Annotated in this window: 13 protein-coding genes; 8 read left to right on the forward strand and 5 right to left on the reverse strand. The window is 35.6% G+C overall.

The features are described from left to right. Nucleotides 1-225: 225 nt before the first annotated feature. Nucleotides 226-1428: an MFS transporter gene (locus tag ACFVQC_RS08965; protein WP_002029919.1), complete on the reverse strand. Its 1203-nt coding sequence runs from the start codon at nucleotides 1426-1428 to the stop codon at nucleotides 226-228. A 317-nt stretch (nucleotides 1429-1745) separates the two neighbouring features. Here ACFVQC_RS08965 and ACFVQC_RS08970 point away from each other — a divergent pair, with 317 nt between their 5' ends. The 7 genes from ACFVQC_RS08970 to ACFVQC_RS09000 all read left to right on the forward strand — a co-directional run bounded on the left by ACFVQC_RS08970 (nucleotide 1746) and on the right by ACFVQC_RS09000 (nucleotide 8304). Continuing rightward, entirely contained in the window at nucleotides 1746-2834 is a 1089-nt protein-coding gene (locus ACFVQC_RS08970; protein ID WP_002063900.1) for a DUF871 domain-containing protein, read from the forward strand. A 76-nt stretch (nucleotides 2835-2910) separates the two neighbouring features. Next, nucleotides 2911-4851, forward strand: coding sequence for a BglG family transcription antiterminator (locus tag ACFVQC_RS08975; RefSeq protein WP_377898176.1), 1941 nt, complete (start codon nucleotides 2911-2913; stop codon nucleotides 4849-4851). Between the two features lie 109 nt (nucleotides 4852-4960). Further along, nucleotides 4961-5281, forward strand: a complete 321-nt coding sequence (locus tag ACFVQC_RS08980) for a PTS lactose/cellobiose transporter subunit IIA (RefSeq protein ID WP_000131326.1) — start codon at nucleotides 4961-4963, stop codon at nucleotides 5279-5281. Between the two features lies 1 nt (nucleotide 5282). Beyond that, entirely contained in the window at nucleotides 5283-5588 is a 306-nt protein-coding gene (locus tag ACFVQC_RS08985; RefSeq protein ID WP_097831287.1) for a PTS sugar transporter subunit IIB, read from the forward strand. Nucleotides 5589-5664: 76 nt separating this feature from the next. Next, nucleotides 5665-6975, forward strand: a complete 1311-nt coding sequence (locus ACFVQC_RS08990) for a PTS sugar transporter subunit IIC (protein ID WP_377898177.1) — start codon at nucleotides 5665-5667, stop codon at nucleotides 6973-6975. Next, the gene (locus ACFVQC_RS08995) at nucleotides 6951-7229 is read left to right on the forward strand and encodes a hypothetical protein (RefSeq protein ID WP_144508364.1); all 279 of its coding nucleotides are present in this window, start codon (nucleotides 6951-6953) and stop codon (nucleotides 7227-7229) included. Before ACFVQC_RS08990 ends, ACFVQC_RS08995 begins: the two co-directional genes overlap by 25 nt. Further along, nucleotides 7219-8304, forward strand: a complete 1086-nt coding sequence (locus ACFVQC_RS09000; protein ID WP_377898178.1) for a DUF871 domain-containing protein — start codon at nucleotides 7219-7221, stop codon at nucleotides 8302-8304. The genes ACFVQC_RS08995 and ACFVQC_RS09000 overlap by 11 nt, the downstream gene beginning before the upstream one ends. 169 nt (nucleotides 8305-8473) lie before the next feature. Here ACFVQC_RS09000 and entC read toward each other — a convergent pair whose 3' ends face one another. The 4 genes from entC to ACFVQC_RS09020 form a co-directional block, all read right to left on the reverse strand. Beyond that, complete coding sequence (gene entC / locus ACFVQC_RS09005) at nucleotides 8474-9943, reverse strand: cell wall-binding protein EntC (RefSeq protein WP_377898179.1); 1470 nt, start codon at nucleotides 9941-9943, stop codon at nucleotides 8474-8476. Nucleotides 9944-10660: 717 nt separating this feature from the next. Continuing rightward, nucleotides 10661-11812, reverse strand: coding sequence for an ABC transporter permease (locus ACFVQC_RS09010; RefSeq protein WP_420042240.1), 1152 nt, complete (start codon nucleotides 11810-11812; stop codon nucleotides 10661-10663). A 26-nt stretch (nucleotides 11813-11838) separates the two neighbouring features. Continuing rightward, nucleotides 11839-12513 (reverse strand): ABC transporter ATP-binding protein, encoded by a 675-nt coding sequence (locus ACFVQC_RS09015; protein ID WP_377891269.1) that lies wholly within the window; start codon nucleotides 12511-12513, stop codon nucleotides 11839-11841. Beyond that, nucleotides 12510-13613, reverse strand: coding sequence for an efflux RND transporter periplasmic adaptor subunit (locus ACFVQC_RS09020; RefSeq protein ID WP_377891273.1), 1104 nt, complete (start codon nucleotides 13611-13613; stop codon nucleotides 12510-12512). The genes ACFVQC_RS09015 and ACFVQC_RS09020 overlap by 4 nt, the downstream gene beginning before the upstream one ends. Before the next feature lie 223 nt (nucleotides 13614-13836). Between ACFVQC_RS09020 and ACFVQC_RS09025 the strand changes: the two genes are divergently transcribed. Next, entirely contained in the window at nucleotides 13837-14571 is a 735-nt protein-coding gene (locus ACFVQC_RS09025) for a YwaF family protein (RefSeq protein ID WP_377898180.1), read from the forward strand. Nucleotides 14572-14578: the final 7 nt, after the last annotated feature.

The following is a 14578-nucleotide window of genomic DNA, read 5'->3' on the forward strand; positions in this document are numbered from 1 at the left end:
AATTGGATGCGCTAAGTAAAGTGTCACCTTATTTATAATAATGGTTCTTTGTATATTTTTTGATTTAAGTTAGAAAAATATGTAGGGGAAATGGGGAGGTTTGAAATGAATGTATTAAATGAAAATGAAAAAAGCAGTGTGATTTTTTTAGGAATCCACTGCTTTTTACAAATGTGTATACATGATTTTTTTGGTTCAAGTACTTCGAAAAAGAACCAATTAGCATTACCCAACGGCTTTTTCTTTTGTTTTATCCCCCTGTTTTTGCTTCCGTAAGCTTGTGATGTAAATGAAAAGAAAAGCAATAAGTAACAGAGAGGAATATCGATATACAGTTGCATAGTTTGTAAAGTGTGCAATGAATCCAAAAATAATCGCTCCAGCACCAATTCCAAGATCAAATGCTGAGAAGAATGTTGCTGTTGCTACTCCTCTCCGGTGCGGTGCTACGCGGTCAATCATCCATGCTTGTAGTGCCGGTTGAATTGCTCCGAAACCACTGCCATAGCACGCTGCGGCAATAATTAAACTCGGAATTGTAGTTGTATACGACAGCAAGATAATCCCTGTAAACGTAATAATAACTCCTGGAATGATGACGAATGTATGACCTTTCGTATCATATAATCTTCCAGAAAACGGACGAGTTACAGCGATTGCAAGTGCGTTAAATAAAAAGAAGAGACTGATATCAGCAATCCCGACTTCCGTAGCAAATAATGTGATAAAGCTCCCAATTCCCCCGTACATTAATGTAATACATAATATTAATAATGAAGGAAGTAAAGCTTTACGCTCAATAAATCCATCGAGAAAGGTACCAGATGTTTGCTGTGGTGGTTGCGGCGATTTTTTGATTTGAAGTAGTTTCGTTAATATTAATGAAACTATTGTGCATGAAAGTGCACATAAAAAAAGAATCGTGAAGTTATATGCTTGCATAAGCCAAAGTCCGATAAGCGGGCCGAGCGCCATGGCGATAGTTCCAGAAAGACCGAAGTACCCCATGCCTTCACCGCGGCGAGCTTGCGGAATTAAATCTGAAACGACAGTTCCGTATGTAGTCGTTGTAATACCAAAACCAGCTCCGTGTAAAATTCGAACGGCAAGCAATAGGAAAACGGTTGAAGCGAAAAGATAACTGCCCATAGCGAGTAAACAAATAGCGGTACCGATCATTAAAATGATTTTTTTGTTGAATTTCTGCAGGGCATTTCCAGTTAGCGGCCTAATAAAAAGTGCTGCAACGGTAAACATGCCGACAACGAATCCGATATTTGAACTTGTGCCCCCAATTTCTTTCACATAAACAGGTAAAGTTGGAATTAACATTTGAAATCCTAAAAACATACATAAGTTTGCTAGAATTAGCGCAATAAACTCTTTTGTCCATAACGGTTCTCGTTTTACGAGTACTGCCTCTCCCATATATTCATCCCCTATATAAAAATTTTCTCTTTTCTTTCGAGTATATGTATTGGTCAATGTAACAGTCAAGGAAGGTGTCTTGAAAGCGGATAACAATTTTTAAGATGAAGAACTGACAAATTTGTGTAAAAGCTACACAACTATGAAAAAAAGATGTAAAGTATAGATGTATAGACTAGTAATTGTTATGAATGATAGAAATTTTTTTCTTTAAAGAAAGCGGATTCAAAAAGTAGTGGATGAGAAGGGGATATATACTTTTTCACTACATATATTTGAAAAGGTTTACAAAACAATGAAGAAAGAGGCGTGTACATATGAGACGATTAGGTATTTCTATTTATCCGGAACATTCAACAGTAGAGAAAGATAAGGAGTATTTAACATTAGCAAGTAAATATGGATTTACACGTGTGTTCACATGTTTACTATCTGTGGATGGGGAAAAAGAGAAAATAATAGAAGAGTTTAAAGAAACGATTTCTCATGCGAATGCATTAGGATTTCAAGTATTGGTTGATATTAGTCCGTCTGTTTTTGAGCAACTAGGTATTTCTTATAATGATTTATCGTTTTTCCATGAACTAGGTGCTTACGGTATTCGTTTAGATGTCGGCTTCTCAGGATTAGAAGAATCGATTATGACGTACAATCCGTATGATTTAAAAATTGAGATTAATATGAGCAACGGTACGAAGTATGTAGATAACATTATGAGTCATAGACCAAATCGTGAAAATTTAATTGGCTGTCACAACTTCTATCCGCACCGTTATTCAGGATTATCATACGATCATTTTATTAAATGCTCGAAACAATTTAAAGATTACGGCATGAGAACAGCTGCTTTTATTTCATCATTTGATGCAACATACGGACCTTGGCCGGTAACAGAAGGTTTATGTACGTTAGAAGAGCATCGTGAATTACCAATGACAACACAGGCGAAGCATTTGTTTGCGACAGAATTAATTGATGATGTTATTATTGCGAATGCTTATGCATCAGAAAAAGAACTAGAGGCGCTTGGTGAATTAAATAAAGATAAGCAAACTTTTGATATAGAGATTTATGAAACGACAACAGAGTTAGAAAGAATTATTGTGTTAGAAGAACCACATTTTTATCGCGGGGATGTATCTGAATATATGATTCGTTCTACACAAAGTCGTGTGAAATATAAAAAAGAAGAGTTTAAACCACACAATACACGTGAAATTAAGCGTGGCGATCTTTTAATTGATAATGAGCAATATGGCCAGTATAAAGGTGAATTACAAATTGCATTAAAAGATATGGTGAATACAGGAAAAACAAATGTAGTTGGGCGAATTATAGAAGAAGAGATTTTCTTACTAGATTATTTACAAGCTTGGGATAAATTCGGATTTACATTAAAGAAATAGATAAAATATAAAAGGGGAAAACTACTGATTTCAGCAGGTTTTTCCTTTTTATATATAAAGAGCGAGAGGAAGAGGTATGACAAAGGTGCATCAGCGATTAATTTCTATTTTAGAGGAGTTTTTAGAAGAGAAATCGATGTTAAATCGAGCTTTTTTAGCGAGCCGATTACATGTATCAACGAAGACGATTCAAAAGGATATCAAATTATTAAATGATATATTGAGAGAACACGGAGCGGAAATCGAATCACAAAGAGGGACTGGATACGAACTAGAAATTATACAAACGAAGAAATTTGAAGAGTTTTGTATGAGCCAATTTCAAAAACAGACGGAAAAGATTCCAATTTCTTATGAAGAAAGGATAGCGTATATTTTACAACGTGTTTTAACGACAGAAGGATATGTGAAGCTTTCGCAGTTAGCAGAAGAGATTTATGTGAGTAAATCTACTGTAAACTTAATTATGAAAGATGTTACGGATATTTGTAATCGCTATAAATTACAAATTGAAAAAAGGCCATATTATGGTATTCGTGCTGTTGGTGAAGAATTTAGCATCCGTTCTTGTTTATCACAATATGGTTTACCACGTTATGTCCATACTCCGTTTCATGAGCAATATGAGCAGACAAATACATATGTATCGTTACCTCATATATCACTTATCCGTTCAGTTATATTAAAGTATATTGAGGGAGGAACGATATATTTATCAGATATAGAAATTGATAATTTAGCGATTCATATTGCGATTGCGTTAAAGCGATGCCAAGATAATCATTACATTCAAGTACTGCATGTAGAGAAATCTGAACTGATAATAAAGAAAGAATATATAATTGCGAAACAAATTTTAGGGGGATTAGAGGAAGAGCTGAATCTTCAATTTCCAGAAGAAGAAATTTTATATGTGACGATGCATTTGTTGAGTACAGCTGTTACAGCGAGAGATCGCTATGAAAATGTAGAAGAGCTATTAGGAAAAGATGTATATGCATTCATGCAGCACATTCTTTTCAAAGTTGCGGAAGAACGGAATCTTATTTTTTATTATGATGAAGAATTATTATTTGGATTTGGTGTTCATTTAAAAACGTTATTAAACCGTTTGAAATATAAGTTAAATACGAGAAACCCCCTTTTGGCAGAAGTGAAAAAGAATTATCCGTATGCTTTTGAAATTGCGGTTCTCGTTGGAGATATAATTGGTGAATATACGGGAGAATCGATTCCGGAAAGTGAAATTGGTTATATTGCCATTCACTTTGGCGGAGCGATGAGCCGTTTGCAGGAAAAGAATCAAAAGAAAAGATGTTTATTAGTTTGTGCGACTGGGCAAGGAAGTGCACAACTATTGAAATATAAAATTTTATCACAGTTCCGAGATAAATTAGAGATTGTAGGTATTACAGGCTATTATCAATTGAAAGTAGAAGATCTTTATAAAGATAAAGTAGATTGTATTATTAGTACGATTCATATACCGAGTGGTTTGCCTGTGCCAGTTATAAAAGTGAACTCAATATTTGATGATAAAGAGATTAAATCGATTGGTCAGCAGTTGTTTACACATGTGGATAATAGTGTGAAGCAATATATTAAGGAAGATTTGATCTTTTTAAATCGTAGTGCTTCTACGAAAGAAGAAGTTATCCAGTTTTTATGTGAGAAAGCTGCTGAGAAAAATTATGTACCAGAAAATTTTTATGCTTCTGTTATGGAAAGAGAAAATACATCTCCGACAGCGGTTGGGAATTTAGTTGCGATTCCGCATCCGATGCAATTATTAAGTGAGGAAACATTTTTGATGTTTTGTACACTTGATAAGGCTGTTGAGTGGGGAGATAAAAAAGTACAATTGATTATTTTATTTAGTGTGAAGCGCAATAATAATGAAGATTTGCAAAGGCTTTATGATTTTTTATATGATATTATGTCTAATCAAAATACGATAGAGAAACTAACTCAGACTGAAGTAATTGAAGAGTTTCAAGAGAGTTTACTATCGTTTTGAAAAAGTATATAAAAACTTCCGTTACATAACGGAAGTTTTTTATGTTTAATTGTATGCGTTTTCATAATAAGATTAAAATATAGAAAAACAAAGCTTGGGGGAATTTAAAATGACTGATATGCAAACTCCATTTGCGTTAATTTTACATGGTGGCAATGCTAGAAGCGCAGCGCTTGAGGCAATCGCTTTTGCAAGACAAGGAGATTTTGAGAATGCGAGTGAAAAGATGGAACTTGCTAGTGAGGAAATTTCAGCAGCTCATCGCATTCAAACAGATTTAATTCAAGAGGAAGCAAGAGGGAATCATGCAGAAATAAGTTTACTATTAGTGCATGCACAAGATCATTTAATGAATGCAATTACAGTAAAAGAACTTGCTGAGGAATTTATTACTCTTCATAAACGAGTGGAAGAGAAAGTGACAGTATAATATGTACATTTTATTATGTTGTGCAGCAGGTATGTCAACGAGTATGGTTGTAAGGAAAATGCAAGAAGAGGCAAAGAAACAAGGGAAGGATTATAAAATTAAAGCAGTTGATTCGGAACTTGTGAAATTGGAAATTAAAAATGCTGATGTTGTTTTAATTGGGCCACAGGTGAAGTATTTGTTTCCAGCAGTAGAGTTTCTTGCGAAGTCATACAATATACCAGTTGCAATTATAGAGCAGCGAGATTATGGCATGTGTGATGGTTTGAAAGTACTTAAGCAAGCTGAACAATTAGTTTTAGCGTAATTATATTTTTTAAAATATAAACATTATAATGTTATAACTTTTATTTTTGTCAGATTGAACATAGGGAGGGTTATCGATGAATGGTTTTATGAGTTTTATGGAACAGAAGATTATGCCAACAACGCAAAAGATTGCGGGGCAACGACATTTATTAGCAATTCGAAATGGAGTTATTTCTACATTACCGTTAACGATTGTCGGGTCATTTTTCGTTATCTTTTTAAACTTACCAATTGATGCATATATGGAGTGGATTGCACCGTTTCGCCATATTTTAGATATTCCATTCCGATTTACAGTAGGTTTAATGGCTTTATACGCAGCATTTGGGGTAGGGGCCTCACTCGCGAACTTTTATCAGCTCAATCAGTTAAGTGCAGGATTGTTATCTGTACTCGCCTTTTTACTAGCATCAGTTGAACCTATTCAAATAATAAAAGCTGTACCAGGTGTTATTGATGCAGGAAGATATATTTCAGTAGGGACATTAAGTGCTACGTCTTTATTTGGAGCTATTGTGACAGCATTAATTGCAGTTGAAATTTATCATTTCATGATTAAGCATAATATCTCGATTAAATTACCAGATAGTGTACCACCAGCAGTTGCAAATTCATTTGCAGCATTAATTCCAACTTTAGTAGTTATTCTTTTATTCTGGGGCATTCGTTACGGTTTAAAATTTGATGTAAATACAACGATCACATATTTAATTGCGCCATTAAAGTCAGTGTTAGTAGGGAATAATTTATTCGGTGGTTTATTAACAGTATTCCTAATCGTATTCTTCTGGTCGTTCGGTATACATGGTCCAGCGATTTTAGGACCAATCATTCGTCCGATGTGGGATTCAGCAATTCTTGAAAATATGGAAGTATTCACGGCTACAGGAAATGCACATCAGTTACCAAACTTATTTACAGAGCAATTTATTCAATGGTTCGTATGGATTGGCGGATCGGGCTCAACGTTAGCTTTAGTTATTATGTTTATGTTCTCTAAATCTAAGTTCTTAAAAGAGTTAGGTAGACTATCATTCGTACCAGGTTTGTTCAATATTAACGAACCAATTATTTTCGGGGCACCAATTGTAATGAACCCGATCTTAATTATTCCGTTCGTTATTACACCGCTAGTTACAACGACGGTATCATATTTCGCAGTTGTTTCAGGTATGATTCCGCTCATGATGGCGAAGCTGCCATTTACGATGTTAGCGCCAATTGCAGCGATTATTAGTACGGACTGGACAATTATGGCTGGTGTACTTGTACTTATTAACTTTGTTATCTCATTCGTTATTTACTATCCATTCTTCAAAATGTATGAGAAACAACAATTAGCAGGAGAGGAGAAAACAGAATGCTCGGAGCAATTATCATCTTAATTACATTCGTGGTCGGACAATGCATTGCTCATTATTCAAAATGGGTACAAAGTAAATCTTTATTAGTGTTACTACTAGTATCGATATTATTTATCGGATGTTCAATGGGAGCTTATGTAGCATTTAGTTTACAATCACCATTCTTTATCATTGTACCAACGATTTTATGTGCGACATGTTTATCTGCAAAATATAGATTTACGAGCATGGCATTAATACAACGTGTGAAGGAGATGCAAAAGCATGGAGCGTAAATTAGGAATTTCACTTTATCCAGAGCATTCAACGAAAGAAAAAGATATGGCATACATTTCAGCAGCGGCCCGCCACGGTTTTTCAAGAATATTCACTTGTTTACTAACTGTTAATCGTCCGAAAGAGGAAATTGTAGCTGAATTTAAAGAAATTATTAATCACGCAAAAGATAACAATATGGAAGTTATTTTAGATGTAGCTCCAGCTGTATTCGATCAACTTGGTATTAGTTATAATGATCTATCATTCTTCGCAGAGATGGGTGCAGACGGTATTCGTTTAGATGTAGGGTTTGACGGATTAACTGAAGCAAAAATGACGAATAATCCGTACGGTTTAAAAATTGAGTTAAACGTAAGTAACGATATTGCGTATTTAGAAAATATTCTTTCGCATCAGGCGAATAAATCAGCTTTAATCGGTTGTCATAATTTTTATCCGCAAAAATTCACTGGTCTTCCGTATGATTATTTCATTCGCTGTAGTGAACGCTTCAAAAAGCATGGTATTCGCAGTGCAGCATTTATTACATCACATGCTGCTTGCATTGGTCCATGGGATATTAACGACGGATTATGTACGCTTGAACAACATCGTAATTTACCAATTGAAGTACAAGCGAAGCATTTATGGGCGACAGGGCTTATTGATGATGTTATTATCGGAAATGCTTATGCGAGCGAAGAAGAGTTAGAGAGACTCGGAAACTTAAATCGTTACATGTTACAGCTAAAAGTACAATTTGTAGACGAAGCGACTGAAGTAGAGAAGAGAGCGACACTGCAAGAATTACACGTAAGACGCGGCGACATAACAGAATATATGGTACGTTCTACAGAAGTACGTAAAAAGTACAAAGACGACGATTTCCCAATGCGAGAAAGTGTACCGCAGGAAAGAGGCCAAGTTGTAATTGGTAACAACTCATTCGGAAAGTATAAAGGTGAACTACAAATCATCTTGAAAGAAATGCCGATAGATGAACGGAAAAATATTGTCGGTACAATTGCTGAAGAAGAACTGTTTTTACTAGATTATGTTGGGGCTTGGACGCAGTTTACTTGTGTGGAATAGGGAAGAAAAGGAGGGGATGCTATGGCATCCTCTTTTTTCTGTTGAAATAGTAGTCTATCGTATATAGAATTCAAAGGGATAGATTTAACTTGGACGGGAGAGAAAGAATGTAAGAATCATAGAAAAGAGTCGATCTCAACATTGAGATCGACTCTTTTTTACATAATAATTAGTTTAAAACTTTCACTGTAACTGTTTTACGTCCCCAGTTACTTGATGTACCTTTATCTGGCATTAAAACGTCAATTTTATTTCCTTTAATAGCTCCACCAGTATCACCAGCGATTGCTACTCCGTAACCTTCAACCCATACTTTTGAACCTAATGGAATTACACTTGGATCAACTGCAATAAGTTTCATGTTTGGATTAGCTGTTAAGTTATGGCCTAAAGCTGATTTTACTTGGTCGCCTGCTTTATAACCATTTTCAAGTGGATCTGCTGTGTAAGCTGTTGCTACAACTTGGAACTCACGAGAAGAAGATTGTGTGTTTTTCTCAGTTTCTTTTGCAACAGGTTGTTGTGTAGCTGGTTTTTGAGCCTTATTAGCCGCTTCACGATCAGCTGCCTCTTGAGCCTTAGCTGCTTCACGAGCTTCAGCTGCTGCCTCTTGAGCCTTAGCTGCTTCACGAGCTTCAGCTGCTGCCTCTTGAGCCTTAGCTGCTTCACGAGCTTCAGCATCTGCCTGAGCTTTAGCCGCTTCACGAGTTTTAGCTGCTTCTTGAGCTTTAGCCGCTGCTTGAGCTTCAGCTGCTTCCTGAGCTTTAGCTGCTTCACGAGCTTTAGCTGCTTCTTGAGCTTTAGCTTCTGCTTGAGCTTTAGCTTCTGCTTGAGCAGAAGCATCTGCCTGAGCTTTAGTTTCTGCTTGAGCCTTAGCTGCTTCACGAGCTTTAGCTGCTTCCTGAGCTTTAACTTCTGCTTGAGCTTCAGCTGCTTCACGAGCTTTAGTTGCTTCCTCTACTTTAGCTTTTGCTTGAGCTTCAGCTACTTCTCCAGCTTTAACTGCTTCACGAACTTTAGCTGTGTCTTGAACTTTAATTGCTTTTTCAACTTTAACTGCTGGTTGAACTTTAACTGGTGCTTTACCTGTTAAGTAAGGAACATGAACATAAGCTGTTTTTCCGTTATATTCAAATTGAATCCAGTCATTTTGCACTTCGTGTGTTGTTTCGATTACATCATCTTGTTTCAACTTACCAAGAATTTCTGAGTCTGTGTTTGCACCAGCACGTACGTTTAATACGTTTGCTGTTACGTAGTAAGTATCTTTTGTGTAGTCAGCGCTTATGAAAGCCTCTTTACCACTATTTAATTTAACTTTTGACCATCCGTTTTCTGTATGTAAAACGTTAACTTTATATCCATCTAATAACTTTCCGACAACTTGTGATTCAGTAGTTGGGTTTTCTCGTACATTTAGTACATCAGTCGTTACGATTGTTTCTGCTTTAGCAGATGTTGTGAAAATCCCAAGACCAAAAACCGCTGCTGTTGCTATACCCATAAATTTTTTCATAATAGCCTCCATTGCATTTGTTTTCGTTGACCTCATTATAGCAACCATTATTTTCTTATTTGCGGAAAACACAAAACTACAAAGCATTCGTAACGAGGCATTAATATTCTGTAATAATTCCATTAATATCCTGATAGCGTTCTCTTTGCGTTTTTTAGGGGATTAGAACATATAATTCATAAAATCAATACTGTTTTAATTACTAATAGATTAATAATGTATCGGAAATGTTACTAAACTGTTTCTGTAACGTTACAAAAAAGGGATATTTAACTGTTTGAATCGAATACTAGTTATAAAAATATAATCTTTTTGCGTGTAAAGTCATATATATAGGGGTAATTTTAATGAAATAGAGATATAATTGTTACAAAATAAGTTGTAGTATGGAAAAAATTACGCCTTGAATTTGTTCTTTTACATATTATTTTTGCAATAATAGGATTGCTTGATAGCTGTAACGCGAAATGAAAGTTTAAATGATAAAAAGATATTCGTAACATGAAACATATATAATAGAAGAAACATGATTTAAAGGGACGATATCGTTATTAATTGGTTCACGAATTGCAGTAGAATTATCCCGCTATTTGTGGGCAGTAAAACTCCCACCTCAAAATTTGGCTGGAGCAAAGAAGTTAGGTGGGAGACTAACTGCCCGTAAACGCCCGATTGGTGAAGGTTAATACTCAGAGGGGGATGAACAAAACTCCCACTGAGTATAGTTTTACTTTATATAATAGAAGTTAGAGGTTCTTATTTTTGTCAAAACGTCGATAAAATTACATTTGCCTTTAATAAAATAAAAAACGTAGGAGTGTAAACTCCTACGTTTTTTATTTACTCATATCGTAAACATTCAATTGGATCAAGTTTTGCAGCTTTGTTTGCTGGCAGTAAACCGAATGCAATACCGATTAGCATTGAAATACCTACTGAAAGAAGTCCAAGTTCTTTTGAGATAACAAGTGGCCATCCGGCAAAGATTGAGACGATCCAAGCGAAGAAAATACCGAGCATGAATCCGATGAAACCACCGAGTCCCGTTAAAATACACGATTCGATTAAGAATTGCGTTAATACTTTACCGCGTGTTGCACCAAGTGCTTTACGAATACCAATCTCACGTGTACGTTCTGTTACAGATACAAGCATGATGTTCATTACACCGATACCACCAACAAGTAAGGAGATAGCAGCGATACCACCGAATACCATTTTCATCATACCGATTGATTCATCTAGTTGCTTCGTAAATTCACCCATATCTTGAGCTTCGAATTTATGCTCAAATTTAGGAGCTTTCATTTCGTTTAAAACAGAAGCGGCTTGTTTTTCTACACTTTTACGTTCTGCTGGTGAAGTTAATATTAATCTTACAGAGTCATACTCAGTTACTCCTGAGATTACAGGAGCGTTTTCAAGTGATGTATAACCTTCTGACATAGCCATTCCGAAATCATTTTTTGTTTCATACACACCGACTACTTTATATGGCTTTCCTTTTATGTCAGTGTATAAATTTGATTCCCAGCCGTTAAATAATTTATTGAAAGCTTCTTCATTTAATATAACAGCAGGGATTGCTTGCTTTAATTCACTATCATTTAATTCACGACCGTGAACTAATTTTATTTTCGCATCTGTCATAAAGGCGCCTGTTCCACCTTTTAAATCAAGAGAGACATCCTTTGAACCAGAAGATGCTTTTACTTTCATACTTACATCGGGATAAACATCTTTAACGCCTGGCACAGTTTGAAGACGTTTTAACATATCAGCTGTAATTTTGGCACTATCAGTTCCGTAATCAGGGTTGTTGTAGTAAATCGTTACTTCAGTATCTTTTCCTTGGCCTAATTCTTTTTTAAACTTTGCGTTTGTACCATCACCCATTGAAATGATAGTAATAATAGCGCTAATACCGATAATAATTCCTAGCATTGTTAAGATAGAACGCATTTTATGAGCAAAGATAGAGGAAAGGGCCATGCGTATATTTTCACTCGTGTTCAAAATTAACCTCTCCAATCTTGGACGATATTTCCGTCACGAATTACAATTTGACGTGCTGCAGCTTCCCCGATTTCACGATCGTGGGTAATTATAATGATTGTTGAGCCTTGTTTATTTAATTCGTAAAAGAGGTCCATAATTTGTGTACTTGTTTTCGTATCAAGTGCACCAGTCGGTTCATCGGCTAAAATGAATTTCGGATTATTTACGATTGCACGTGCGACTGCGACACGTTGTTTTTGACCACCTGATAATTCGTTCGGCAAGTGAGTAGCACGATCAGCTAAGCCTACTTTTGCTAAAGCTGCTAATGAGCGTTCACGTCTTTCTTTTTTATCAACTCCAGCGTAAATAAGAGGTAATTCAACATTTTGCATTGCTGTAAGTCTCGGTAATAACATGAAGTTTTGGAATACGAAACCGATCTCTTTATTACGGACGTGCGCAAGTTCTGTTTCAGACATGTTTGAAATGTTTTGCCCAGCTATTTCGTACGTACCTGTCGTTGGTTTATCTAAGCAACCGATAATATTCATTAGTGTTGATTTACCAGAACCAGATGGCCCCATAATAGAAGTGAATTCTCCTTGGTTCAGTGTTACATCAATTCCGTGTAATATTTGAACGGACTCTGCACCATTTTGGAAGGACTTCGTGATGCCTTTTAAGTCAATCATTGGACGACAACCTCCATACCATCTTTTACATCTTTTTCAGGTTTAGAGATAATTTGCTCTCCTTTTTTCACTCCAGAAACTTTTGCTTCGCTATCTGTCTCGAATTCAACAGTAACCGCTTGTTCTTTCGCTTTACCATCTTTCACAACGAAGACAACATTTTTGTCACCTTTTTTCACAATACTGCTTTTCGGAACAATCGTACCAGTTGCTTCGCCAGATTTACTTGTTACGTAAACGTGGAAGCCGTTTTGTAATTCTTCACTATTATCTAACGTGACAGTGAATTGATAGTTAGAAACAGTTTTATTTTCGTCCATGCTCTTTAATGGTGTAGAACCGATTTCCGTTACTTTTCCTGTCCAAGTCTTACCAGCGACCGTTTTTGATGAAACAGTTACTTCTTGCCCAACTTTCATACTAGCAAGCTCATATTCAGAAAGTTGACCTTTTACTTTAAATTGACCAGCGTGACGAAGTGTAATGCCACTCATACCTGTTTTTTCATCGGCAGTTTTCACGATATCATCAATTACGCCATCAACAGGGCTCGTTACAGAAAGTGTGTTTACTTTCTCTTTTGCTACTTTAATCATTTCATCAGCTTTTTCTACTTCAAACTTCTTCATTTCAAGTTGTGATTCTAATTGTTGCACTTCGATTTCCGATGCTTTTAATGCTTCCTGAGGAAGGCCTGCATTTTTATCTTTTTGTAATTTTTGTTTTGCTGCATTTAGTTGTTTGTTTAGTAAGTCAACTTCTTTGTTAGCAAGTTTCTTTTGCATTTCTGCTTCCGTTACACCTTGTTTAGCAGTAGGGTCATTATATTTAAATAGAAGCTGACCTTTTTTCACTTCATCACCTTTTTTAACAGCTAATTCATATGTGCCTTTTGTTGGATCGAATGAAATTGTTTCAATTCCATTTGGAATAACTTCGCCGCCAAATTTTTGTGCATTTTCAATTTGTTTTTCCGTAACTTTATAACCGCTATATGCCATTGCTACTTCTGAACTACCGCCAGCTAAAGCAAAATATGATCCAGCTGCAATTCCGATTGCTACTACACTAGTAATTAACACTTTATTTTTCTTCTTCATCTATTTATCACCTTTTCGTTCGTTTTAGTATCTACATTAAGTATAGAAGAGGTGAAGAATATGACAAATCGTTTTAGCTTACAATAACCTTACAGTTTTGTAAGGTATGGATATGTAAATGTAATGTTGAGTTTGTACTAGTGAAACTTATACTTTAAGCAAATGAATTGACTCGTTGTTTCTTTCTTACAATAATATTGTATGAAGGAGAGGAGGAAGGAAAATGGAAGCTTATTTTAGTGCGTATCCATTAAAACCATTTATTCCATACTCAAGACAACATGCCATTATATTATTTATTGTGTTGGTGGGGATAGTTTTTCTTTATCAATACCAAGATATATTACGTCAAAGTGAGTGGAATATAACGGTTCGATATGCGATTGCATTTCTATTTATAGGAAGTGAGATTGGACTTCATATGTGGGAATGGAAAGCCGGGGTTTTTGAGCTAGGCACTTCATTACCATTTGAGTTATGTACGATAAGTTTATTGTTAGCGTCGATTATGATTGTAACGAAAAGTTATCGAATATATGAGATTGTATTTTTCACAGGAATTATCGGTGCATCACAAGCCATTTTAACGCCAAACGTGCAATATGCTTTTCCGCATTTTCGTTTCATTGAGTTTTTTATCGCACATATATTGCTCATTTGGGCACCGCTCTTTATGACTTGGGTGGAAGGATATCGTCCAATATTACAATCTATTAAGCGTACGATGATATTTTTAAACATCTTAATTCCTATCGTTTCGTTTGTGAATTTTAAAACAGGTGGTAATTATATGTTTTTAGCTCATAAGCCAGAAACTGCTTCATTACTTGATATGTTAGGTCCGCATCCTTACTATATTATTTCATTGGAGATTGCGGCTTTGATTGGATGTTTTATTTTGTATATACCGTTTGCGAAAAGAGAAAAGCATGTGCATACGGAATCGCTGGGATCATAACCTAGCG

Source organism: Bacillus sp. NPDC057893, from assembly GCF_042796455.1.
Lineage (GTDB): Bacteria > Bacillota > Bacilli > Bacillales > Bacillaceae_G > Bacillus_A.